Raw genomic sequence first — 22,862 nt, 5'->3', positions numbered from 1 at the left:
TCGCTCCTTTACGTAAATTTGAATAATCGATTTATGCACTCCTCATCCGCAATCGGTAAGGCAATTTGTTTATTACCCTTTTCATGGGACAGATGAATCCCGATCACAGCTTCTAGAGCCTTGACCGCATACTCGGGGTCAGCAGGTGCCTCATCCTGAAATACAGCTTGCAGCAGATCATGACTTAAAGCGTGAATATCGAGTTCCAATTTCTCTTTTTCAACTCGCCGCAATGGTGTTCCATAACGAGTCACTGGCAGTGCCCAATCGTCCTCGTTTCTTGTTTCAATCAAATAGAAGCGCTCTATTTCGTTGATCGTAACACGCCCGCATTTCCCATTAATAACCATCAACGGAGGAATCCCCAAATCTTCTGCCATCTCAAAAAACATGCGTGCGCCCGCTTCAAAATGGACAATCGCATATCCACCTGGGTCTTTAAAATTAGCCCCTCTCGGGTTCGCTATATTTTCATCATTCAGGAATCCGCAAACTTGTACTACATTTTGCTCCAGCAAATAACCAGCAAGATCGATAAAATGGGTACCGTTGCACCCCATTTGTCCGCCGCCCATTGAAAACATGATACTTTCCACTGAACCGATAATTCCGCTGCGCAGCTTTTCCCGTAACGATACATAATCCTTTGACCATCGTCGCCCATGATTGACAGCCAGGGTAATGCCTTCTGCGCGGGCAATTTCAACCATTTCCCTAGCTTGGGCAATAGAAGTTGCGATCGGTTTTTCGCAGATGATACGTTTCACGCCATGCTTTACCGCATCCAGATAGATGGGGTAGTGGCTGGGGCCGTTCGTTGCAATGATCAGAACGTCAAGTTGCTCATGTTGAAGCATGTCCGCATGAGATGAATAGGCGACGACCTCATGCTTCAATTGCCGCTCTTTCACTTGCTGAATTGCTTCTTGCCTCAAGTCCACTACTGCCAGTTTAATCTGTTCCATTTTTTTCATCACTTCTACGTACCTAAGCCCCATCGGACCAAGTCCAACAATCCCAATTGTTTTCATCACTTCATTTGCTCCTTGATCGTTTCAACAAGCTCAGGTAAAACAGGATGCTGAATTTTATTTTGTCGAACGAATTTGATATATTCAGTGGTTTTCCCAAAGTCGTTCATTTGATACGAAAGAGCAATCAGGTTGTACAAGTTGTCGCCGTAATAAGGGTATGCCTCGAATGATTGGGAAAAATGCATATAACTCCTATGCATATCCTCTTCAAAGCATCGACACCCCAATACGTTCTCATAAAAGGCTCGTGTAATCTGGAGGAGATGCCGACTTACAAGCTCATTTCCTCTTTTATTCAAATGATGGTCATCCGGCAACAAATACGTATGCGGATGATAAGCATCAACATGTGATTCCATATCAATGAAAAATACTTGGTGACGGTTTGCACCACTTTTCAAAACTTGGTTGTATGCAGATATTTGATGCAAGATTCCGGGATAGCGTTGCTCCATCTTCATTGAAGTTTTGCAAATTCCCAAAACAACCAGTTTCGTCTGAGGACGCATCTCAGCAAGGTAGAGAATCTCTCTGTAGAATCTCTCAAAGTCGCCAATCTCAACAAGCTGTTTCCCGCCCAAATTTTCTCGAAACCAACAGTCGACAATCCCTACTTGAAGGACAATTACGTCTGGTTGAAAGAAGAACAAATGGTTTGCAAATTGTTCGTGAATATCCTTGATGGTAGAGAAGCGTTGAGCACGATTCGTTACGCTTATGTCCGCTTCAGGATAGTTGGAACGCAACTCTTTCTCTAAAAGATACCCGTACGTCTCGTTAAAATGAACGGCCAACTCTTTATCAACAACTGGATCAAAGTTGTTAATTCGGTGAGGGCGCGGCAAAGCAAGGGAATCACCCAAAATAAGTATGTTCATGAAATCCACCCTATGTCGATTTTTCCATTACCAGGCTGACAAACCACCGTCAATTACAAATTGCTGACCCGTTACGTAACTCGATGCATCAGAAGCCAAGTACACCATTACCCCTACAATCTCATCTGGTCTTCCCATTCTGCCTAACGGAACACGATTAGAGTATTTCTCAATAAAGACTTCATTTTGGCCGCTTTGAATTCCACCAGGAATCAGAGTATTGACACGAATTTCCTGCGGAGCCCAATAGCTAGCCAAATATTTAGTCAGTCCGACGACTGATGCCTTAGAAGCCGAATAAACGGCAGGGGTGTTAATCTGCCGCCCTAAATAATGGGACCCTTCATAAATTCTATTATCCGGAGCTACGATCCCGTAGATCGATGCCGTTTGAATAATAGATCCCCCTTTTCCCTGCTGTACCATTTGCTTCCCTACTGATTGAGCAACCAAAAACATGCCATCGATATTGACGGACATAATTTCACGCCATTGATCCATAGAATACTCTTCGAACGGCGAGAAAAATGCATCTAAATCTTTGGACTTGCTTGCAGCATTGTTGTGAAGAACATGAATCTCCCCCAACGTTTTGACAACTTCATTTACCATTTCTTTCACAGATGTTGGCGAGGAGACATCACATGCTACCCCCAAACACTTGACACCAAAGGACTCTGAAAGCTCTTTGGAAAACTCTTCTGCTTCCTGTTGATTTAAATCAATAACAGCAACATTGGCACCGAATTCAGCAAGTCCCTGACAAATTTGCTTGCCGAGTATCCCAAGTCCCCCCGTTACAATAGCGGTCTTTCCTTCTAAGCTAAACATATTTTTATACAAATAAGGTTTCATATTTCTCCCTCTTTTCGCTCATTAAAAACTCGACAAATTTAAAATCAATTTCCGAATCAATATCGATCGAGCGATCCTCAGGCATTACATACAGCAACGTCTTTTCATTAAAGAGAGTTTTCTGAGCGAAAAATTCTTCGCGCTTCCACACATAAATAGAAGCATTCATATCAAAACACTTTGGAGAATCCTGTCTTCTAACAACCTGTCGCTCCAATGGCTTCGACAAGCGGACAATATTATTCGAGTCGAGTTCAACCAAGTTAAAATATGGAGACCTTCTGGCAGGGGCACCCGTTATCAAGTTAGCTCCATCTTGTTCTTCCAGAATCCGAATAGCCTCTTGAATGTCCTCTACATATCTCAATGGAGAAGTCGCATCCATATCGACAACAATATCAAAAGTCGTTTTCATCTGTTGCTCCACGGTTGTTACACAATGCTGGATAGCCGGTAATTTCGCTGACTCATCAGTTGCCATCTCGCTGGGACGTTCAATCAGTATGTCTGCACCATACTTTCTGGCTGCCTCCAGTATTTCGCTAGAATCACTGCTGACCGCTACACATTCAAACATTCCAGAAGCCTTCGCCTGCTTAATGCTAAACGCAATGAGAGGATGACCTAGCAAGGGGCGTATATTTTTATTTTTCACCCCTTTTGATCCTCCTCTGGCACAAATGGTACATAACCTCTTCATCTTGTGACCCAACTCCGTTTCTCATTTGCCTCTTCTGCTGCTTTTATCATGCTCATTACTTGCATAGCTTCATCAGATCGGCAAATGTCATGATCCACTCCACTCAAAGCAGCTCTGTGTTGCTCGATATACGTAAAATCACGTGATACGTTAAAATCCGTGTGTTCCTCGTTTACTGTTATCGTATTTTGAATCATGTCCAGCTTTATGGTGCCGTGGTCTGTATTCACTATTACAAAACGTTTCGCAACTCGATCTAAATAATTCACACTGATGGTTACAGCAGGGCAAAGCTTTGTTCTCATCAATAGCGTGTACACATCGTCGCTGCTTATCTCGAGTTCACTGAACTTCCCGCCTACCGCAGTCAGGCTTTCCCAGCCTCCTAGTAACCAATTCGTATAATCAAGTTCATGGCTCAAATCTCGTAAAACACCGCCCCCCTTTTCTTTGCTCGCAGAGTAAGACTCTCTATAATCAGCCTGAGGGCGCCACTGCGGAAGATACTGACCTGTATATACATGAAAAGATAAAACTGTTTTATTGGCTAATAGCGACCGTAATTTTTGAATACCTGGATGAAAGCGAAGATTATAGCCCACATATAATTTTTGAAAAGAGTTGTTGGGCATGTTACATTCATGATCAAATATCGGCTTTTCTATAAGGACTTTCCCTTTAAATCCGTTCGCATTTAATTCTGAGATGGTGGCTAAATGTTCGGATGTTCTGTTAGCTACAATGACATAGTCAGGCTCTTCTCTTATTAACGCTTCCGAAATAGAAGGATAATAACAATCCCATTCAATTTCACGACGACTCACAACAGCTACTTTACAACCAAGACTGGTTAGCACTCTCGCATGCCGCATCCCGATAGACCCGAAGCCAATAACAAGTGCCTTCAACTGAATACCTCCATGTATTCCCTATTCGCTTTCTCAAAGTCTGTGATTCGCCCAATGTCCAACCAATACTCTCGAATCGGGAACGCAATCGTATCTTTTGCTTCTTTCAATAGCTTGTCGAACAGGCTTGGCATATCCAGATATGTGTTATGCGGGATATATTCAAGTACACTTGGATTCAACACATAGATTCCAGCATTCACAAAAAAGCGCTGTATTGGCTTCTCTTCAATGCTTGTCAACCGCTGCTTGTCCAGTCTGACTACCCCGTACGGAATCTGATGATCGTACTCACGAACACACATAGTTGCATGAGCCTGATAGTTCTTATGAAAGTCAAGCAATTGTTCAAAATGTACCTTCGTCAATAAATCGCCATTCATGACCAAAAATGGATCAGTCGGTCTTGCCGGCAACAAGCTCAGTGCTCCTGCCGTCCCTAAAGATTGCTGTTCTTCAATATAGCGAATCGTCACACCCCATCGCTCACCTGATCCAAAATGTTTCTGGATCATCTCTGCTTTATACTTCACTGAGATATAAAATTTATAGAAGCCTTGGTCTACAAAGCTTTGCAAGATCGTTTCTAATATTGGTTTGTCCCCCACCTTTAAAAGCGGTTTAGGGCAATCATGCGTGAGGGGATGTAACCGGGTTCCCAAACCCCCGGCCATTAATACGACCCAGTTTTCCTTCTTCTTCGGCCTAAGCAGTTCATCTAAAATTTCCACATGAACAATCCGACCATCCTCGTCAACAACCGGGATCTGGTGGAGCTGTTTAATTTTCATCAAAGCCAGCACATTATCCCTAGTATCGTAGGGAGAGGCCACAGTAGGGAACGAGTTCATTACTAAAGAAATATGATCGGTCAAAGCTCGTCCCTTTAACAAGCCTCTACGTATATCACCATCGGTTACAGTACCCAGCAAGCGATCTTCTTCATCCACTACAAGTGCAATTTGCCGTGCATTTTTATCTATAATTTCCAACGTATTAATGATAGGAGTTTGAGGAGATACTAGCAGATCTCTCCAGTTCACTATTCCTCACACCTTTCTAGCTGCAAGTCCCAATTATTTTAGCAGGTACTCCCACTACCTTCGTCTGTTCCGGGACATCCCTTATCACTACGGTCCCAGCTCCGATGATGCTCGACGTTCCTACTACGATGCCCTGAATAATGACAGCGCCCGTGCCTATATGAGAACTCGCATGAATTGTTATGCCTCCAGACAATGTAGCCCCAGGTGCAATATGAACGTGCTCTCCTATGATACAATCATGATCTACTGAAGCACGTGTGTTGACGATGGTATTGCATCCCAACTTGGTACCCGCTTGGATAACTGCCCCCGCCATAATTTGCACGCCTTCCCCTACAATTGCATTAGGAGAGATGATTGCACTTGGATGAATTGCATTGATAAACGAATACCCTTTTTCCTTAAAAGAAAGGTAGAGTCGCATTCTGCCCGAATTATCGCCTATGGAACCAAGGCCGTTGGCTAACAAAATCTTGTCCGCTGAGTAGGTCTCCACAACAGAATCATCGCCCAAGTAGTGAATACCCCAAAGCTTTCCTTTATTCGTTACATCTGTGTATCCAACAATTTGATAGCCCTGAAGCATCAACACCTCGGCGACAATTCTGGCATGATCACCTCCACCAAGAATTAGCACACTTTTCATAGTTCAATCACTTCATCAGGCTGATAATCTTTCATTGCTGGCTTTCCAATCAGTTCCCAAAAATGCATTGGCGTAATTCCATTCCCCGGCCGTTTGGCAGTAATATTTTCGCTGGTTAACAGCTCTCCCTTTTTAATACTGTGCGCGGCTACCAAGCTTTTGCGTGCAACATGCTTGTTTTTTAGTTCCGACAATGTCGGCATTTTCACGTTGGTTCCCAACGCCAACTCGATCTGCCTGATGGATTCTATCATTTGTTTCAACTCTTGCGGCTCAAGAGAAGCTTTATGGTCCGGGCCAGGCAAATTTCTGTCCAGAGTAAAGTGTTTTTCAATAATAACGGCACCACGCGCAACGGCTGCGATGGGAACAGCAATACCTTCTGTATGATCAGAGAATCCAACAGGGAGACCAAATGCTGTAGACAACGTATCCATTGCCCTCAAGTTGACTTCCCTAAAAGGGGCTGGATATTCCGTTGTGCAATGAAGCAATGACACTTTCTGTTGTAACGCTCGTTGTCCTTCAGCACTCGCGAACGCTCTCTGAAAGGCTGAAATGGATGAACTCTGATCCGAATGCACATATCCAAACGCAAGGACACCGAGTGCATCCTCAATTTCCCCCAAGGTAGACATTCCTGTGGAAAGAATAATCGGCAAGCCTGTCATCGCAGCTTTCAACAAAAGTGGAGCATTTGTAATTTCCCCAGAAGGCAGCTTGAGTTGATCCACGCGGATTTGCTCGGCCAATAAATCCACACTTTCAAGGTCAAATGGTGTAGACAAAAATTTAATGTTCAATTCTTTGCAGTATGCCACTAACTCCTCGTGCATGTCTGCCGTCATTTCAAGCTTTTCGACCATGTTAAGCTGGGACTCTTGCTCATCAGTCGTCTTCTTTTGATAATCGGCTTTTTCAGCATGTTTGCTGATAATATTTTTCGCCTTAAACGTCTGAAACTTCACTGCATCAGCCCCTGCTACTGCCGCTTGATGCACAAGTTCTTTTGCCATTTTCAAGGAACCATTGTGATTGACGCCTGCTTCAGCAATGATAAAGGTTTTTCTTCTCACAAAATCACCTTCTTTTTACAATATCTCTTTTAAGAGCATGAATGCTTCCGCAGCTTCAACACCAGCAGCCGATCCGCGGACATATGCGAGAGAACGAATAGTTTGTTCACTTCTTGGAAACGGAAAAGTACCCACTTCGCTTTCAAACATACGCATTACTTCTAGTTTTTTTTCTAAGTGGTCGGTAATATCCACAAAAACATTTGGTCGAAACCCGTTCGTATCCGGGTTCAAACCGAATTCCGTTTCAGATAAGGTTTCGTAAGCCAACACTCTTTTTACAAAGGAGTAGCGAAACCATTTAGTACATGAGACGGCAGCATCGAAGACATATTTATGATCGGTGTGGACATCTCCTGGATATGGAATATAGAGCACTTCTGGTTGAATGGCAAGAATAGCTGCACCCATTCTCTCCACAATCAGGCTCATCCCTACTTCATCCAGTTTCGTAGTTGGTAACTTTAGCTTATGTGTACTTGTGAAATTGTACTTCGTGGCAACCGCTTCTATTTCTCGCTCTCTAACCGCAATTTTCTCAGCGGAAAATCCTTGCTCTTCCCTCATCTCCGTAACAATTATCCAATGAACCTGATCGCCCTGTTCACCGTGTTTATAAATCGTCCCCCCACAACCCAATGTCTCATCATCGGGATGCGGAGCAATAAAAAGTACATTTCTGCTCATTAGTATGTAATGTCCTTTACTAAAAGATTGTCATCAATAGGAATATCAGCCAGCACATTTGCTATTTTCTGTGAAGAAAATCCATCGCCATAAGGATTGACACAATTCTTTACCTGTTCTCGATAATTCCTATCTGAGATAGCCTTGATAACAGCCGAACATATTTGCGGAACGGAGTGCGGAACAAATTGAACATTTTCTGCATGTAATCGGCCCTTCTGCCTGTTTCCTATATTAATTACAGGCAGATGCAATAAAGGAGCTTCAAGAATTCCAGCGCTAGAATTGCCAATCATGCAGCTCGCCTCTCTCATGATATTAACAAATTCCAGTCTGGGAATGTTTTTTGCCATATAAAGATACGGAAGATCTTGATATTCTTGTATAGCTTTAATTAATTGCTGGCTACCTGCATCTGAGTTCGGGTAACTTAGAATCGTTTTGATTCCCAGTTCCTTAACCGCTTCCATCGTCTGCTTCATCTGAAAGTAGGCTTCGTTAATTTCTGTCGAGATAATATGCTGAATCAGCAAAAGGAGTGGCTCGTTTTCTTCGATTGTAAAACCCAGTCTTGTAGATAATTCTTTTCTAGAAAGAACTGGTGTCTGTCGAATACGATCCAATCCTGGATTACCTGTATTGTAAACGCGGAAAGATTGTTCCCCCATTTTAAGCAACCGGGTAGCACTCTCTTCGTTTGTAACAAAATGCAAATGAGCTAGCTTGGAAACTGCATGCCTAACCTGATCATCTACGTTACCCACTACGCGGTCTCCTCCAGCAACATGAGCAACAGGAATGTTCATGTATGCTCCCACCAGAGCAGTCGTCATTGATTCTTCACGGTCTCCCAATACTAGTAAAAAATCTGGTTTTATCCGATTTACTGCCTGTACCAGACCTTGCAACTGTATAGCCAAGCCTTTTACTCGCGCAGAAGCCTGGTCACCATTTATCAAACTCTCGATTTCCTCTGCAATAAAAAAGCCGTCTTGTTTGATTTCGTTAACAGTAAGTCCATAAGCATCACTTAAATGGGCTCCAGTCACAATCAATTCCAGTTCCAAGTTAGGATGGGATTCAATCGCACAGTAGACAGAAGACATGATGTCATATTCAGAACGAATTCCGGTCACACCTAGCACTTTCCGCTTTTTCATCTTGACGCTCTCTCCCTTTGCAAACAATGGGTTAAAACAAACTGATATCCAATTCCTTTGGCGAACTGTTCGTCTACCTCTCTATCACCGAAAAAAACTACCTGTCTTGGATTCTTCACATCATGTAAAAGCTTTATTTTGTTTACTATGAGGGGAGATGGCTTCCCATATGCACTTCCATAAAGACCTGTAAAACCAACATTTTCTTCTTCAAACCACTTTGTTAACCCAAGTGCGTGGAATTTGGACCTCTGTAATGGAACCCTACCATCCGTTATAAGAAACATACCGTATTTTTGGTGAAAGTGCTGAAGCAAGTAAGTAACTCTATGTGTCAATGCCAATTTTGGCGAATAATTTCTGAATATATGCAAGCATTCCTCAATGATAGCTGCTTTTTCGCTCTCACTTAATTCACCATTCGAGAGGATTTCGTCAAAAATTCGATTGTACGAGCTTCCTTTCTCCAGCCATCTTTCTAGTAGACTTTGATAGACATCAGTAGCAGGCGAACTGACAAATGGGGCTATCAAGCTGGCAATAGGCTCATACACCTGCCTGATAAACTCCAGTTCATCATATAAGGTCCCATCCATATCAAATCCGACGTATTTCACAATATCCCAATCAATTGTTGGAAACAAAGACTTCAGCATAATACCTCTTCATTTTCAATCCATATTGGATAGGCTTAGGAGTGATTCGTTTTCCATAAATAAAATGATCTACCATCAACGAGATCCAATTTTCTGTGGCCGCAAAACCTAGAGCCATGCCGCCCGCAATTCGAGGATTAATTTCAATAAATTGAATCTCACCATTTTCTTGCAAAAAACATTGCATATTAACCGGCCCGGCAAAAGGGATAGCCCTGCATATTTTTTGCACCCATTCTTCGATCAAGGGTTGCTTCTCTACAATTCCTCCAGTAGACTTCCCTTGAATAACCCCTTCTCTGCGACGTGGTACAATGTATACTGGATGTGACTCTTTATCACAAAAAACATCTACGGTATATTCAATTCCACTTGCAAGCTCTTGTGAAATCATCCCGTCCATTTCCACACTGGATTTTTCCACTCGTACTCCAACTGCCCCGCGACCATTCCTTGGTTTTACCAACGGGAATATTTGCTCAAGGCTCGTAGCAGGAGTCGGTATTCCTTCACGAACAAAAAATTGATAAGTTTGCCACTTATCCTGAAAAGTACGTACCGTTTCTACAGGAGACAAAATTATATCAATACCTAGTTGGGACATTTGCTGTTGGCGCTCTGCCCAGCCACTCAATGTTTCATCTAGCGAGGGAATAACCGCATTCACTTTATGATCTATCAGTTTTTCCACCGTTTGTTCCCAAAGATCAGGGGCATTCTTAGATGGCATCCGAATGAAATCTGTTGCGAGGTATCGCCCGACACAATCCGGGTCGATATCAGATGCAATTGCCGCATGACCAGCTTGTCGAATGGCACGAATGATGTAGGCGGCTGACATGCTCCCGGATGCTTCAGTCAAAATCCTTAGCATAGCGAGTCTCCCCCTATCTTTTTATCTACTACAAGACTATATACGAGATATTTGGCTCAAACGGAAAGCGATTGACTTGTGTTTTTCTAAGGTCCAATGTTTCTAGTAATGCTTGTGTCTCCCCAGGCCACCATGGGTTGTGAATTTCTTCAAAAGCCAAAATTGCTCCTTTTGGCATCCTATGGAGAAAATGATCTAATGCTACTTTTGTCGGCTCATACAGATCAAAATCCAAAAATAACAAGCTTACCAATAAATGTGGATTTTCTTTTATATATTGCGGAATAGTATGAGTCGCATCGCCTTTTACCAATTCCACTTTAGAAAATTGATTCAAGAATCGGTTTTGATCATATTCTTGAATCACATCTGTCAATTCCTGAAAAGAATCGTAACCTGTAGCAAAACCACCTACACGCATTTGACTATTCTCGTTACTAATACTTCCTTGATCGCTCTCATGAATAGAAGGAAATCCTTCAAATGTATCAAATCCAATAACTCTTCGATCAAAAGCATACGGTTCAAGACCCGAAGACAGTTTTGCCCATGCCATTACGCCACCGCCATGATGCACACCACATTCTACTATGCTTCCCTTTATATTGGCTTGTAGTTTAAACAACTCATATCTAGCTAAAAATCTAGTCATCGTTTGTCGCCGAATATATTTCTCAAAATTATCAAGTCTATTCTGTAGAGAACCATATCCTTTTTCAAAAACAGTCGACACTCTGATTCCTCCTTTATAAGGATATCAACCCAGGACTACTTGGAATATTGATCAATTTCCGTTCAATGACTGTCGCTGTGTCGATTTTCATACTCGGGCATCCCTCGAAAATTTGCAGTGTATGTAACAGCTTCCACACAGGCCTTGTCATAATGCCCTCTGAATTAGTTAACTCCAGTATCTCATCGCGAAGCTCCACGTTATCCTGATCCAGCAACAATGCATTGAGCCAAAAATTACTCGAAACGTTTTCTTGCTCCTCCCAAAATGAAATCCCAGCCAATTGGCTAAAAGCATCTCGATATAAATTGGCCAGCTTTCTTTTTCTGCTCAGGAAGTCTGGTAACTGTTCCAGTTGTGCGCATCCCAGAGCTGCGTTTATGTTGGGCAAGCGGTAGTTATAACCGACTTGATCATGCTCGAATTCCCATTTGTGCATTTTTTTGGCCGTGGTGGTTAAATGCTTCGCCAATTTCCCTAATGACTCATCATTGGTTAAAATTGCGCCACCGCCACCTGTTGTAATAACTTTATTCCCGTTAAAACTGAGTGCCGAAACACGTCCCCAGTTCCCGGTATGCTTTCCCTTGTAATAAGATCCTAGTGATTCAGCCGCATCTTCTATCAATTCCAGCCGGAACCGCTCGCATACGCTCACAATCGCGTCTAGGTCCACAGGATGTCCAAAAGTATGCATCGGCACTAACGCTTTAATTCGCCTTCCGGTAATTCGGTTGTAGCAACCATCGCCGCGGACTTCTGCAATTTCCTGCAAATAGCCTTCAAGCTTGTGAGGATCAACTCCCAATGTCTTTTCACATGCATCAACAAAATGAGGAATCGCTCCGCAGTAAACAACTGCGTTTGCCGTTGCAATAAAAGTCAGCGTTGGAATCAACACCTCGTCCCCTTGCTCGACCCCCACCAGCTTCAAGCAAATATGCAAAGCAGCTGTGCCATTTACCACGGCAACAGCACGCTTCACACCTGTATATTCGGCAAGCATTTCCTCAAAACGATCTACATATTTGCCAACAGACGACACCCAGCCAGTATCCAGGCAGTCTTTTACGTACTTCCATTCATTCCCTTGGAAACTAGGTTCATGAAGAGCAACAAATGCTTTATCGGTATCGGCTACTGCTTTTATAGTGGATACTACCGCTTCAACTGAAAATGGTCGCATCATACGTTATATATACCTGCCTTATACTGCGATAGATTCGCTGGATTCGTAAACCACTCGATCGTTTCCTGCAATCCGCGTTTCAACCCGTTTTTGTCCCCATATGCCGGTTCCCATCCCAACAATTGCTTGGCCTTTGTATTATCCGCCCACAAACGCTCAACTTCACTTTTTTCTGGACGAATCCGTTTATCATCTGTTTGGATGTCAATCGATTGCCCCATCAATTCAGCAATGATCTCTGCTGTCTCTCCGATGGATACTTCGTAGTTGCTACCTATATTAATTACCTCTCCTACGGATTGACTCGACTGTGCTATCGCTATAAAGCCACTTACTGTGTCCTGTACATAATTAAAATCACGAGTCGGATGAATGGAGCCCAGACGAATAACGTTTTGCCCACTCGCGATTTGCGTGATAATGGTAGGAATCACAGCGCGAGCGGACTGTCGAGGGCCATAGGTGTTAAAAGGACGAATAATAGCGACAGGTAAATCAAACGAGTTATAGAATGACATTGCCATTTGATCAGCACCAATTTTGCTTGCCGAGTAAGGCGATTGGCCTTGTAACGGATGCTCTTCAGTAATAGGTACAAACTTTGCTGTCCCATAAACTTCACTGGTAGAGGTATGTACAATCTTTTCCACGCTACATTCACGAGCAGCCTGCAGAATATTCAGCGTCCCTTTAATGTTCGTATCCACATAAGTATCGGGTGAATGGTAGGAATATGGAATGGCAATAAGAGCCGCCAAATGCATGACGACGTGACAGTCCTGCATCGCTTTTTTTACTCCATGCGGATCTCGAATATCCCCAGCAAAAACATCCAATTCGCTCAGGATTTCTCTTGGGGAATGATCCAGCCATCCCCATGAGTTAAACGAGTTATAATTCACAAAAGCCTTTACATCTACTCCATCTCGCACTAATTTCTCCGTCAAATGGGAGCCGATAAAACCATCCGCTCCAGTAACAAGCACTTTTTTTCCACTGAGGTTCATCTCAGCGCCTCCAGTCTATACTACAATTGGTTCCCCCAGTATTTTCTCATGAATATCTTCCAAGATCTTTTTGACAAGCACAGAATCACTTTTGCAAGAACTCAAATAGTTACCGAATTGATCAACCACACGACGTGATTTTGTTTTTGGATCAGGCTCTGGCCGTATATCATCAAACATTTTTAGTACCAACTGAAACTCCATATGATTCATCGGTTGAACGATTCGCATATTAAGTTTATTCGCCTGGAGTCGATCAAACAATTTATCAAATTTGGTAAGGCAAACTTCCAACTGCTTGTTATTTTGACTCTCAATAAATCGATCCATATCCTCCAGCAGTTCAGCAAATCGTCGAATGATTTTGCCAAGTTCGTCGCAGGAAGAAAGCAACTCTCGAATCACCTTTTTTAAATACTCCAAGTCGTAGCGATAACCATCTTGTTGGGAGATTACTTCCAGCCAATCTGTCTTTACTACATGCGGGATCGTTAGTTGTTCTGCAATCAACTGTTCCATAGGAAGGAAGACGGTACCCTCTATATGTGCGCCGCCTTTGGTTGTGTTTATAATATCTGTTCTTGCAATCTTTTGAATGAGGGCTTCCATTTCCTCTCTCATTTCAACATGACCCCGACCGCTTAATGTGACATTGCCGTGTACATCTTTTACCTCAACCGCATATTCTTTTTTCTTATCTCCCAAATCAGTACCTGTATATTCGACACCCTGGGCGTATACCTGGCCGCCGCGATAGGCAAGGTTTTGTCCTGTGAAAATGATAGGGGAGAAGCCCAATTGGTCCAGAATCTGCAAAGTTAAGGTAGCAATGCTGCCGAACCTGTCAATATAGTGGAATGGACGATTATCTTCATCCTTCAAAAACAGATCGATGATATAATCATCACGCACCAAAAAATTGCTCATTTTCCCTGGATAATTTTGTACTGTTTCAAATCCCATCGTACTACCAAAAATCAAAGGAACACTGTCAATCTCGTTTTCGAGTACCTTTCGGAAAACTTTCGTGTTCATCGCGCTACCATCGTATGCGAAAGCGGCATCTGGCACTATTCCAGCATTCAGCAATTGGTTGATAGATGATCCAACAGCAAAAATGTATGCTAAACCATTTTCCTTGATATAACGCAGGTTTTCGAATTCGTCGTTGAGCGATGGTCCCGCCCCAACAATGATCGCTGGCTTCCCTTTGAAGTACCCGTTATGTGCAGCAAGGATATTGGGTGTCTTGACGATGGCGGGCAAATTAAACAACCCATTAATTGCCATTCTTTTCGCAAAAACTTTTCCGGTAATAATCCGTTCATGCGCAGCATATACAACATCGCGAAACATTTTGATGAAAGTTTGCGTCTGTTCAGAAAAGATCCGTTTATAACTTGGTAAAATAACGAGATAAATTTCGTCTTCCAAAAGATTAGTCAGTTCTATTAAATATTTTCTGCAATCGTCTGGATTTTCCTCAACCATCAAGTTTTTCAACCTTTTGACAGGAATCCATTCATCAATTTTTTTACGCTCGATCAGATGCTGAAAAATAGCCATATTCGGCTCATAAATGGAAAAGGGCGTATTGGGAAATTTTTTAATGAACGCATCAATATGATAACCAAATCCCGCACCATAAAATAATACATGCCGATCCTGGATCTCTTCCAACGAATCGATAAAACGCTCGGCTTCCTTTTCCGGATTATACTTGCTGTGAACGTAATTCCATCCAGACTCCATAAGAATGGATACTGTCCAACCTTGCATCTGAGTTGGTTCCAATTTCACCTGATCTTTTATTTCAAGCTTCGGGTTTCGACACTTCGCCCAGATTTCTGGATAGTGCTTTTTTAAAGAGTTCACATTATCAATTAGCACCATTCCCATTCACCTCTTGAGAGCCAATATCCTCCAGCGCTTCTTGGATAGCTTGATAGCGAGGGATAATCTCATATTCAATCATGTCGCCAAGCAAACCAGTATCCTGTTGAATTACTGCCGTATTGATGGTTTCCATTTCGCTAGTGAAAGTAAAGAGCGTTTCATACTCTGGATAAAATGGAGTGGTATTTTGGATCCACATCAGTCCTTCTACAAGCTTGCCCAAATCCTCCCACGTTTCAGAAGTGACATTCTCTGTCTGAAAGTGGTAAGCCAACCCATTGAGATACTCTATCGAACGGCTCGTATAATCCTTTATCGATAATAACGTTTCCTTCGCCAACTCTTCTTCTGTCATTAAAATTGGTTCAATCGTTTCAATCGTTTCAATCGATTCGGCGATTTCTTCCTCAAAATCTTTGTATACCTCTCTGCCATCGATTCGCACTCCGCAAAACGTCATTGTTTTTTCTGCCATCGTTGCTTTTATAATAGAAAAAATGTATTCGATAACGTTTTCTTGTGTCCGATCAACATGGTACTCTTGGCCAGCTACTAGTATCTTCATGAGAACCTCCCTTTCATCGCTCTTTATGTATATCGGTTCCTTTTCAACATTCAATTATATGATAAACATGGAAAAATAAAAAAGCATGGGCTTCCAGGTGGAAACCCATGCTTTATTTTGCACTGAAAAATTAGCGGAGCAATTGCAGAACGCCTTGTGGCAATTGGTTTGCTTGTGCCAGCATTGCTTGAGAAGCTTGTGTAAGAATGTTGTTCTTAGTGAACGCCATTTGCTCTTTCGCCATATCTACGTCGCGGATACGGGATTCAGCAGCTGTCAGGTTCTCAGCAGTGATGTTCAGGTTGTTAATGGTGTTTTCCAAACGGTTTTGGTTAGCACCCAAGTAGGAACGAGCAGCAGATACTTTGTTAATGAATGCATCGATGCTTTTCAGCACGCTTTTCGCAGCGCTTTGAGTATCGATTTTCCAAGCGCCAACTTTAGTTGCAACGCTGGTCAGATTGAACTTGGAAGTGTCCAGAGTCAGAACTTGGGCAGCATCTTGACCGATTTGCAGGTCGATGTCTTTATTGGAGTTTCCATCCAACAGGCTGATACCGTTGAATTTGGTGTTAGTTTTGATGTTTGTTACCTCGTTGGACAGCTCTGTCAACTCTTCTTGCAGGCGTTTGCGGTCTGCATCGGAATCGTAAGTACCGTTCGCAGATTGAGTAGCCAGTTCTTTTACACGAACGAGGATGTTGTTTACAGTTTGCAATGCACCTTCAGCTGTTTGTACCAAGGAGATACCGTCTTGAGAGTTGCGGGAAGCTTGCTCCATACCACGGATTTGTGCGCGCATGCGCTCGGAGATGGAAAGACCAGCAGCATCGTCAGCAGCACGGTTGATACGGTAGCCGGAAGACAGCTTTTCAACGTTTTTCGACAGGTTGCCTGTGTTGACACTCAATTGACGGTGAGTGTTCATTGCGGAAATATTGTGGTTGATAATCATTGTTTTTCCTCCTTGATTTATACCCGTCACGTCCATGTGACTGAGATCTATTTAGGACTATTTTACAATCGCGCGCTTGTAACTTTGTCCCTACATTACTTATATCGGTAAATTACTCGTCAACTTTAATGGATTTCAAAAGTTTTTTTCAAAAAAATCTCCTCTTTGTACACCTAACCAAAAAGGAGATTCAAGTTACTTCATATTTCGCAAAATGAGATGATACCTGGAAGAGTAGCCACCCGTATTAACGTTCTCGCGTCTGATCAGATTACATTCCAATATTTCGAAATTACATCCAATCAGCTTTTCAATTTTCCCGTAGTTAAAATAAGACTGGACGGTTCCTTTCTCATGAAGAGTTTCCACGTCTTCTTCTCCCGAAAATTCCCGAGCATGACGAGAATCATCTCCGGAGATTAAATCACAGTAGAATAGCCCGCCCTTTACCAATACTCGCTTAACCTCGTCCATGGTTTGAGTGGCCTCTTCAAACCGCATACTATCCAAGACTCCGTGACTTATAACGAAGTCAAAAAAATCATTTTCCCACGGCAGACTTTGCGTGTATCCTTGTCTAACTTTACTGTCTAAATTTGAAATGCCTTCTTTTTCTGCCCATGTGACCGCTACTTGAATCGCCGTATCAGAAAGGTCGATGCCGTAAGCATCCAGCCCCATCTGATGAGCATATATTACATGCCGTCCAATTCCGCATCCCAAATCCAATATTTTAGGCTTAGACGAATTCGTGTAAACATCTCGAAACTCGAACAGACCTGTTCGCTTGCGAATATACTTCGATGTGAACCTGATAATTTCTTCATGAGGATAAAAAACAAAGTTATCTTTGTTCTGATAGGAAGCTTCCCATTCTGACTTGTAGCTACTCATGTCTCATCATCTTCTTTCTCATGAACATCCTCATGTACAGTCCTCTGTTCTTCTTTCAAAATAGCCTTCATAGAGGACCACGACACTGTGCTTTCAGAGGCTACACGATTCTCTTCTTGAATCGCTTCATATATTTCGGTTCGATAAATTTCTACATCTCTTGGTGCTTCAATCCCTAGTCGAACCGTTTCTCCATCAACAGAAATCACTTTAATGACTATATTGTTATTCAGCATGATAGACTCATTTTTTTTGCGAGATAATACTAGCATTTGAACATCACCTACTCTCTTGTCGAGATTTGCTCGACTAACAACGGCTGGTGAATGGAATATGTGTCGTCCTGTAAAATTACTTGTTTGGCCATACGATTTGCGAGATTAACCACAATAGGTGCCTTCAAGTTCACAGAGACACGCTGCATTTCTCGAATAGTTACAATTGTAAAGATTGCTATGGGGGTTTCATCTTCTATGCGGAGTGAAGTCTTAGCTGCTTCAGAAAGTTCAAATTCGTATCCGCTGAAAAAAACAAATGGATTGACCACCCAAAACCCGATCTCCCTTTCTTCAGCAGACTGAATCAGAAAAAAAGGGCTTTCTTCTTCCTGCATCAACTGAAAAAACTGCAAATGGGAAAACCCCGGAATACCATCTTCAAAAAATAGCTTGCCCAATTCCACTCGTTGACTTGCGTTCATGTTTTCCCCTCGCTTATATCGTTTGATCCAGTTGACCGCCTACAGTATCAATTTTCAGGCTATTGTACTGTATCATATATGGCTCCACCTTCCCCGGCTTGTATGACAGTTCAGGTTGTTTAATCACAGGATCAATACTCATTCCGTTGCGCTCAACATGGATGTTCACAGGCGTCGACTCGACACGGATCTCTACACCTTCATCAGTTGACGCTGCCGGCGGTGTATATCCACTCTCCAACATGCGCAAACCTTTTTCTCTGCCAATAGATGCTATGACATTCTCTTTTGTATAGATCCGCATCATTCTGTCTCCCTCCTGACTTTTCTCCGCAATGGCTTGGAGGGCTTTTTGTTGACCATATGAAGCAAGACTAGCTGTAAATTCCATAGAAGTCATAATACCAATGTTGGTACGCGCCTGACTAGAATCAATGGACAAAACAGTGCGAGCTTGTTCAATTCGCAGCTTTGCAGGTACTTGTCGCAGGTTCAATTCAGCTTGCGGCTGTTTAATCTCCTGGACAGGCTTGTTTATATTTAATCCTAGTTGAGCAAACGTGCTCTCCAATCGAATTTTTGGAATTTGCATCGGCTACTCTCCCTACTTTTTCTAACGCAGAAAATCCAGCAAAGTTGGCTGAATGATTCTGGCGCCTGAACCTAGAGCTGCGGAGTGAACACTCTCCTGTGTTTTCAGATCTGTCATCACCTTTGCCACATCAGCATCTTCATTCTTTGACATTAGCTCATTAATACTTACCTCTTGCGTCTTTAAACGGTCCGCAATTAGTTCAACACGGTTTACACTTGCTCCCAGTGCGGCTCGCTCAGCTAATAATTTGTCAAACTGCTGCTCCATCCCTGTGAGAAACTGAGTAGCATCTCTACCATTTTCTAACTCACCAATAATATTATCCAATACCTTAAACATATTGTTTGCATTATCCGGAAAATTGAATAGGTTTTGCGCATTAATATTTGATGTTACAAAAACATTTTGGCTTACTTCCAAATTGATAGAAGAGCTATTCGTACTGACAAAATCACCTTTGCCCCCATTAGCTGTAAAATCGTACGGCGCTTTATTTGTATCTGTACCAGCAAAAATATACTTTCCATTAATTTGCTGATTGGCTAAAGTTCCTAAGTGGATTTTCAGTTCGCTAACTTCAGACGCCATTGTCTTCAAATCGTCAGGCGAAATAGCTCCATCCCCGGAGTATACAAGAAGCTCCTTAATACGCTTCATGACGTTCCCAATTTCATCCATCGTACTATCCGTCATATCCATCCAGGACTTCGCTTCATCCACGTTCCGCTTATACTGATCATTCTCCATCAATGAGGAACGATAAAACATCCCGCGTGCTGCCACTACCGGGTCATCGGATGGTTTGGCAATTTTGCTCCCCGACGACAGCTGTTGCTGTAGCTTGTCCATGCTGCGCATGGAATTATGCAGATTCCGCAGCATATTGCTGTTCAGCATGTTCTGCGTTACACGTACCGCCATGATCTATTTCCTCCTAACTAGAGGCCAACTCGGCCCATGCCATTGATGACTTTGTCCAAGATTTCGTCCATGCTTGTCATGACGCGGGCAGATGCGCTGTAAGCGTGCTGAAATTTCACCATTTCTGCCATTTCGTCATCGATCGATACGCCTGATACGGATTGCCGCTGGCTGTCTACAGTTCCGACCAGCATTTCCGAGTTCAACTGATTGCGGGTAGCTTCTTGTGCGTCCACACCCAATTGGCTGATCGTATAACGATAGTAGTTATCCAAAGTTGAGCTTTCCGCCAGATCGTTCGAGCCCGTTCCGGCAGCCAACACTTTAAATTTGATGGAGGCAATCGCCAACGCGTTTTCGTTGTTTCCAACCGGTGTATGGACTGCTTCCGGTTTTGCCGCAGCGATAGCATCCAGGCTTCTCATAATCTCGGGATTAACGACAAGACTAGAGGCACTTGTTGGATAATTTTTCGTTGTAGCATCTGCAGCCAAAGCAGTTGCATCTACAAAGAATGGCAGATCCTGTGCGGTGCCATTATTAATATCGTTCAAGCTCCGTCCTGCGCGATGTATATCATTGATTTCCTTAGCCAAATTCACAGCCAAGACATCCAGACGTTTTAGCATATTTGGCACAATCTGATCACGCGATTGGAGAGTGCCTGCCATATAACCAGATGTCGGAACGAAAGCCGCTCCACCCAGCGTGAGATCACTCAAACCCGTGGCGACATTTCGCTGAGCAACTACTGGTTGGGCAGCAATGCCGTTAACAAATTCGCGTCCTTCAATCGTTACGTTCACCATACCTGCAGTGGTTTGCGTCACTCGGATATCTACCAGCTTGGAGAGCTTATCCAAGAGAACATCACGTTGATCATACAAATCGTTTGGCTGGTAGCCATGCGGCACGATATTGGAAATCTGATTGTTCAAGCTGGCTATTTGCTGTCCCAAAGAGTTGATTTCCATCGCCTTCACATTCACTACATTGTCTAGATCAAGTTGCACTTCTTTGATATGGTTCGTCAATGTGTTAAATGTATCTGCGACCGCCTTGCTCCGTTCGCGAACAACAGCGCGCGCTGATGTATCTGTCGGATCTTTAGCCAAGTCCTGCCAAGCTTGCCACATCTGGTCCATGACTTTTTGCAGCCCAGTATCAGAAGGTTCGTTCATTATCCCTTCCAGCTTTTCAAGCGTTTCCAAGCGGCCGTCCCAATACCCCTGCCGCTTATGCTCATTTCGGTATTGGATATCCAGAAACTCTTCTCTCAGCCGCTGAATACTGTCTGCTTGCACACCCGTACCAAGCAAACCCGGCTCGATATTTGCCTGCATTCCCACATAAGGCAACCCGGTAGTAGCCTGCATGTTGACCCGCTGACGGCTGTATCCTTCCGTATTCGCATTCGCAATGTTATGCCCCGTCGTATTCAGCGCAGACTGCTGTGCGAACAGGCCGCGTTTGCTTACTTCAATTCCGTGAAAAGTCGAGCGCATGTCAGCACCTCTTTACGCTTTTTTATTGAAAAAAGTTCGGCTCGCCTGACGGTAGGTGTCCGTGCTCGGATTGCCGTAAATGAAGTCGTCCTCCGGCGTGTCCGTGATCAGGTCGAGTGTCATGTTTACAAAAGAAAGGGATTGCTCCAGCAACTGCTGATTCAGCTCGTTTGCCTCACGCAGTTCGGCGACAATCCGGACAAGCTCGTCTCGATAGGATGCAAGCCGCGTCTTCTCTTCCGCACTGGTCGTCAACTTGATCAATTCAGCCAGTGTGCCTTCCTGAAGCGCAAAGCCTTTCTTTTCGGTCAGTTCTTGCACCAAGGTTTGGCGGGCTGCTTCAGCAGCAGTGACGCCCTTGATCAGCTTTTGTTCCTGGCGGGTAATCGCCACCAGCTCATCGACATCTCCTTTTACCAGCACGTCTTTTTTGTGTGCGGCCAAAGTGTACAAGGCTTTGTGCAACCGGATCAAGTTGTCGAGCAGATCGTAGAGTCTATCCATGTTCGCGCTTCTCCTCGTCTTCCCTAGAGAACTGGTTTATAGCTTTTTCCAAAAGGACAGGAGCTTCTCTGCAATTCGCTCGCTGGAGACACGATACGTGCCTTCCTCCACTTGCTTCTTCAATTGCTCCACCTTTTCACGACGCTGTGGCGCGTTCGTGTCTTCCACCTGGCGCTGCATTTCCAACGCTTCCGTAGAAATGTTTACTTCATCCTTGCCCATCGGGATTTTCCCACTTTTGCCTACCTGGTTGTTGCTCGTCTTGTTGTAGGCGTTGATCATCCCGACACGGTTCGGTTCATTAATCCGCATCTGATTACCATCCTCTCAATCCACCGGACATTTTCATGGGAACACGTCCCTTTATCAAAAGAAAAACCGATGATACCTCTTAGTAGTATCATCGGCAATTTCCTGATTGACGATTAGTTTTTTTGCGCAAAACTATTCGTCAGTATTCTTCCTTCTTCGATAAGCGGCTGCTTCCGCCTGACGTGCGCGAGCATCTTCTGCAAGGCGCCGATCCACTTCAAGCTGCTGCGAAATCTCGTGTTTCAAGTCTTTCATGCACGAGTCGCACATGTTTCCGGTACGGATCAAAATTCCACAAATTTCGCATGGGTAACCAAGTTCCGGGTTGCCTTCTACAGAAATGCGCCCTTCCTTGATAAACTTCGTAATTTGCTTCACGCTCACACCAGTAGCTTCACTCACCTGATGAATATTAGCTCCGCGATTCTCGCGCTTGCGCAGAAACCGGGCGCATTTTTCATATTCCTGCTCCACTTGTTGATAGCATTTGGGGCAAATGTCACGGACTGTTTGTACAAATAAAGCATCACACCGCGAGCAGTTTGCCAGTTTGCCCAGAGACATAG

Annotated in this window: 27 protein-coding genes; all 27 read right to left on the bottom strand. The window is 43.5% G+C overall.

The genetic code is table 11. The features are described 5' to 3' along the window. Window positions 1-8: 8 nt before the first annotated feature. The 27 genes from IRJ17_RS07190 to IRJ17_RS07060 all read right to left on the bottom strand — a co-directional run bounded on the left by IRJ17_RS07190 (window position 9) and on the right by IRJ17_RS07060 (window position 22,860). A complete protein-coding gene (locus IRJ17_RS07190) occupies window positions 9-1,031 on the bottom strand; it encodes a Gfo/Idh/MocA family oxidoreductase (RefSeq protein WP_242775242.1) in 1,023 nt (340 codons plus the stop codon). Beyond that, window positions 1,031-1,912, bottom strand: a complete 882-nt coding sequence (locus IRJ17_RS07185) for an SGNH/GDSL hydrolase family protein (RefSeq protein ID WP_173596416.1) — start codon at window positions 1,910-1,912, stop codon at window positions 1,031-1,033. Before IRJ17_RS07185 ends, IRJ17_RS07190 begins: the two co-directional genes overlap by 1 nt. 27 nt (window positions 1,913-1,939) lie before the next feature. Then, a complete protein-coding gene (locus IRJ17_RS07180; RefSeq protein ID WP_173596415.1) occupies window positions 1,940-2,767 on the bottom strand; it encodes an SDR family oxidoreductase in 828 nt (275 codons plus the stop codon). Next, window positions 2,748-3,422, bottom strand: a complete 675-nt coding sequence (locus IRJ17_RS07175; RefSeq protein ID WP_242774000.1) for an acylneuraminate cytidylyltransferase family protein — start codon at window positions 3,420-3,422, stop codon at window positions 2,748-2,750. Before IRJ17_RS07175 ends, IRJ17_RS07180 begins: the two co-directional genes overlap by 20 nt. 41 nt (window positions 3,423-3,463) lie before the next feature. Next, window positions 3,464-4,375: a Gfo/Idh/MocA family protein gene (locus tag IRJ17_RS07170; RefSeq protein WP_242773998.1), complete on the bottom strand. Its 912-nt coding sequence runs from the start codon at window positions 4,373-4,375 to the stop codon at window positions 3,464-3,466. Next, a complete protein-coding gene (locus tag IRJ17_RS07165) occupies window positions 4,372-5,421 on the bottom strand; it encodes a nucleotidyltransferase family protein (RefSeq protein WP_242775240.1) in 1,050 nt (349 codons plus the stop codon). Before IRJ17_RS07165 ends, IRJ17_RS07170 begins: the two co-directional genes overlap by 4 nt. Window positions 5,422-5,434: 13 nt before the next feature. Next, window positions 5,435-6,067 (bottom strand): acetyltransferase, encoded by a 633-nt coding sequence (locus IRJ17_RS07160; protein WP_173596412.1) that lies wholly within the window; start codon window positions 6,065-6,067, stop codon window positions 5,435-5,437. After that, the gene (gene neuB / locus IRJ17_RS07155) at window positions 6,064-7,083 is read right to left on the bottom strand and encodes an N-acetylneuraminate synthase (RefSeq protein ID WP_242775238.1); all 1,020 of its coding nucleotides are present in this window, start codon (window positions 7,081-7,083) and stop codon (window positions 6,064-6,066) included. The genes IRJ17_RS07160 and neuB overlap by 4 nt, the downstream gene beginning before the upstream one ends. Before the next feature lie 75 nt (window positions 7,084-7,158). Next, entirely contained in the window at window positions 7,159-7,830 is a 672-nt protein-coding gene (locus tag IRJ17_RS07150) for a PIG-L deacetylase family protein (protein ID WP_173596410.1), read from the bottom strand. After that, the gene (gene neuC, locus IRJ17_RS07145) at window positions 7,830-8,990 is read right to left on the bottom strand and encodes a UDP-N-acetylglucosamine 2-epimerase (protein ID WP_173596409.1); all 1,161 of its coding nucleotides are present in this window, start codon (window positions 8,988-8,990) and stop codon (window positions 7,830-7,832) included. Before neuC ends, IRJ17_RS07150 begins: the two co-directional genes overlap by 1 nt. Further along, on the bottom strand, window positions 8,987-9,646 hold the full coding sequence (locus IRJ17_RS07140; protein WP_173596408.1) for an HAD family hydrolase: 660 nt from the start codon (window positions 9,644-9,646) through the stop codon (window positions 8,987-8,989). The genes neuC and IRJ17_RS07140 overlap by 4 nt, the downstream gene beginning before the upstream one ends. Continuing rightward, window positions 9,618-10,520, bottom strand: a complete 903-nt coding sequence (locus IRJ17_RS07135; protein ID WP_173596407.1) for an ATP-grasp domain-containing protein — start codon at window positions 10,518-10,520, stop codon at window positions 9,618-9,620. The genes IRJ17_RS07140 and IRJ17_RS07135 overlap by 29 nt, the downstream gene beginning before the upstream one ends. 28 nt (window positions 10,521-10,548) lie before the next feature. Then, complete coding sequence (locus IRJ17_RS07130) at window positions 10,549-11,253, bottom strand: TylF/MycF/NovP-related O-methyltransferase (protein ID WP_242773995.1); 705 nt, start codon at window positions 11,251-11,253, stop codon at window positions 10,549-10,551. A 13-nt stretch (window positions 11,254-11,266) separates the two neighbouring features. Further along, on the bottom strand, window positions 11,267-12,442 hold the full coding sequence (locus IRJ17_RS07125) for a LegC family aminotransferase (protein WP_173596406.1): 1,176 nt from the start codon (window positions 12,440-12,442) through the stop codon (window positions 11,267-11,269). After that, window positions 12,439-13,449 (bottom strand): NAD-dependent 4,6-dehydratase LegB, encoded by a 1,011-nt coding sequence (locus tag IRJ17_RS07120; RefSeq protein WP_173596405.1) that lies wholly within the window; start codon window positions 13,447-13,449, stop codon window positions 12,439-12,441. The genes IRJ17_RS07125 and IRJ17_RS07120 overlap by 4 nt, the downstream gene beginning before the upstream one ends. Window positions 13,450-13,464: 15 nt before the next feature. Continuing rightward, window positions 13,465-15,342 carry a motility associated factor glycosyltransferase family protein gene (locus IRJ17_RS07115; protein WP_242773992.1) on the bottom strand — a complete coding sequence of 626 codons (1,878 nt, stop codon included), beginning with the start codon at window positions 15,340-15,342 and terminating at the stop codon, window positions 13,465-13,467. After that, entirely contained in the window at window positions 15,329-15,910 is a 582-nt protein-coding gene (locus IRJ17_RS07110) for a hypothetical protein (RefSeq protein WP_173596403.1), read from the bottom strand. The genes IRJ17_RS07115 and IRJ17_RS07110 overlap by 14 nt, the downstream gene beginning before the upstream one ends. A gap of 130 nt (window positions 15,911-16,040) precedes the next feature. Continuing rightward, window positions 16,041-16,865, bottom strand: a complete 825-nt coding sequence (locus tag IRJ17_RS07105; protein ID WP_173596402.1) for a flagellin N-terminal helical domain-containing protein — start codon at window positions 16,863-16,865, stop codon at window positions 16,041-16,043. A gap of 195 nt (window positions 16,866-17,060) precedes the next feature. After that, a complete protein-coding gene (locus IRJ17_RS07100; RefSeq protein ID WP_173596401.1) occupies window positions 17,061-17,759 on the bottom strand; it encodes a class I SAM-dependent methyltransferase in 699 nt (232 codons plus the stop codon). Then, window positions 17,756-18,031, bottom strand: coding sequence for a carbon storage regulator CsrA (csrA, locus tag IRJ17_RS07095; protein ID WP_173596400.1), 276 nt, complete (start codon window positions 18,029-18,031; stop codon window positions 17,756-17,758). Before csrA ends, IRJ17_RS07100 begins: the two co-directional genes overlap by 4 nt. An 11-nt stretch (window positions 18,032-18,042) precedes the next feature. Continuing rightward, window positions 18,043-18,459, bottom strand: coding sequence for a flagellar assembly protein FliW (locus tag IRJ17_RS07090; RefSeq protein WP_173596399.1), 417 nt, complete (start codon window positions 18,457-18,459; stop codon window positions 18,043-18,045). Window positions 18,460-18,472: 13 nt separating this feature from the next. Beyond that, complete coding sequence (locus IRJ17_RS07085; protein WP_173596398.1) at window positions 18,473-19,051, bottom strand: DUF6470 family protein; 579 nt, start codon at window positions 19,049-19,051, stop codon at window positions 18,473-18,475. 21 nt (window positions 19,052-19,072) lie between these two features. Continuing rightward, window positions 19,073-19,975, bottom strand: a complete 903-nt coding sequence (flgL, locus tag IRJ17_RS07080; protein WP_173596397.1) for a flagellar hook-associated protein FlgL — start codon at window positions 19,973-19,975, stop codon at window positions 19,073-19,075. 17 nt (window positions 19,976-19,992) lie between these two features. After that, window positions 19,993-21,480 (bottom strand): flagellar hook-associated protein FlgK, encoded by a 1,488-nt coding sequence (gene flgK / locus IRJ17_RS07075; protein WP_173596396.1) that lies wholly within the window; start codon window positions 21,478-21,480, stop codon window positions 19,993-19,995. 12 nt (window positions 21,481-21,492) lie between these two features. After that, on the bottom strand, window positions 21,493-21,984 hold the full coding sequence (locus tag IRJ17_RS07070) for a flagellar protein FlgN (protein ID WP_063230725.1): 492 nt from the start codon (window positions 21,982-21,984) through the stop codon (window positions 21,493-21,495). Window positions 21,985-22,020: 36 nt separating this feature from the next. Continuing rightward, on the bottom strand, window positions 22,021-22,296 hold the full coding sequence (gene flgM, locus IRJ17_RS07065; RefSeq protein WP_063230724.1) for a flagellar biosynthesis anti-sigma factor FlgM: 276 nt from the start codon (window positions 22,294-22,296) through the stop codon (window positions 22,021-22,023). A gap of 132 nt (window positions 22,297-22,428) precedes the next feature. Then, window positions 22,429-22,860: a TIGR03826 family flagellar region protein gene (locus tag IRJ17_RS07060; protein WP_122962640.1), complete on the bottom strand. Its 432-nt coding sequence runs from the start codon at window positions 22,858-22,860 to the stop codon at window positions 22,429-22,431. Window positions 22,861-22,862 lie beyond the last annotated feature (2 nt).

This window comes from Brevibacillus parabrevis (assembly GCF_022701015.1).
In the GTDB taxonomy this organism is placed as follows: Bacteria; Bacillota; Bacilli; order Brevibacillales; family Brevibacillaceae; genus Brevibacillus; species Brevibacillus parabrevis.
This window is presented reverse-complemented; position numbering and strand designations above follow the sequence as displayed.

Bases quoted from the DNA above. Each gene is read 5' to 3' on its own strand.
- csrA (WP_173596400.1), bottom strand. From the start codon at position 18,031: ATGCTAGTATTATCTCGCAAAAAAAATGAGTCTATCATGCTGAATAAC.
- flgK (WP_173596396.1), bottom strand. From the start codon at position 21,480: ATGCGCTCGACTTTTCACGGAATTGAAGTAAGCAAACGCGGCCTGTTC.
- IRJ17_RS07120 (WP_173596405.1), bottom strand. From the start codon at position 13,449: ATGAACCTCAGTGGAAAAAAAGTGCTTGTTACTGGAGCGGATGGTTTT.
- IRJ17_RS07135 (WP_173596407.1), bottom strand. From the start codon at position 10,520: ATGCTAAGGATTTTGACTGAAGCATCCGGGAGCATGTCAGCCGCCTAC.
- neuB (WP_242775238.1), bottom strand. From the start codon at position 7,083: ATGGCAAAAGAACTTGTGCATCAAGCGGCAGTAGCAGGGGCTGATGCA.
- IRJ17_RS07125 (WP_173596406.1), bottom strand. From the start codon at position 12,442: ATGATGCGACCATTTTCAGTTGAAGCGGTAGTATCCACTATAAAAGCA.
- IRJ17_RS07115 (WP_242773992.1), bottom strand. From the start codon at position 15,342: ATGGTGCTAATTGATAATGTGAACTCTTTAAAAAAGCACTATCCAGAA.
- IRJ17_RS07100 (WP_173596401.1), bottom strand. From the start codon at position 17,759: ATGAGTAGCTACAAGTCAGAATGGGAAGCTTCCTATCAGAACAAAGAT.
- IRJ17_RS07060 (WP_122962640.1), bottom strand. From the start codon at position 22,860: ATGTCTCTGGGCAAACTGGCAAACTGCTCGCGGTGTGATGCTTTATTT.
- IRJ17_RS07140 (WP_173596408.1), bottom strand. From the start codon at position 9,646: ATGCTGAAGTCTTTGTTTCCAACAATTGATTGGGATATTGTGAAATAC.
- IRJ17_RS07185 (WP_173596416.1), bottom strand. From the start codon at position 1,912: ATGAACATACTTATTTTGGGTGATTCCCTTGCTTTGCCGCGCCCTCAC.
- IRJ17_RS07105 (WP_173596402.1), bottom strand. From the start codon at position 16,865: ATGATTATCAACCACAATATTTCCGCAATGAACACTCACCGTCAATTG.
- flgM (WP_063230724.1), bottom strand. From the start codon at position 22,296: ATGCGGATTAATGAACCGAACCGTGTCGGGATGATCAACGCCTACAAC.
- IRJ17_RS07190 (WP_242775242.1), bottom strand. From the start codon at position 1,031: ATGAAAACAATTGGGATTGTTGGACTTGGTCCGATGGGGCTTAGGTAC.
- flgL (WP_173596397.1), bottom strand. From the start codon at position 19,975: ATGGCGGTACGTGTAACGCAGAACATGCTGAACAGCAATATGCTGCGG.
- IRJ17_RS07085 (WP_173596398.1), bottom strand. From the start codon at position 19,051: ATGCAAATTCCAAAAATTCGATTGGAGAGCACGTTTGCTCAACTAGGA.
- IRJ17_RS07070 (WP_063230725.1), bottom strand. From the start codon at position 21,984: ATGGATAGACTCTACGATCTGCTCGACAACTTGATCCGGTTGCACAAA.
- neuC (WP_173596409.1), bottom strand. From the start codon at position 8,990: ATGAAAAAGCGGAAAGTGCTAGGTGTGACCGGAATTCGTTCTGAATAT.
- IRJ17_RS07160 (WP_173596412.1), bottom strand. From the start codon at position 6,067: ATGAAAAGTGTGCTAATTCTTGGTGGAGGTGATCATGCCAGAATTGTC.
- IRJ17_RS07110 (WP_173596403.1), bottom strand. From the start codon at position 15,910: ATGAAGATACTAGTAGCTGGCCAAGAGTACCATGTTGATCGGACACAA.
- IRJ17_RS07180 (WP_173596415.1), bottom strand. From the start codon at position 2,767: ATGAAACCTTATTTGTATAAAAATATGTTTAGCTTAGAAGGAAAGACC.
- IRJ17_RS07150 (WP_173596410.1), bottom strand. From the start codon at position 7,830: ATGAGCAGAAATGTACTTTTTATTGCTCCGCATCCCGATGATGAGACA.
- IRJ17_RS07090 (WP_173596399.1), bottom strand. From the start codon at position 18,459: ATGAACGCAAGTCAACGAGTGGAATTGGGCAAGCTATTTTTTGAAGAT.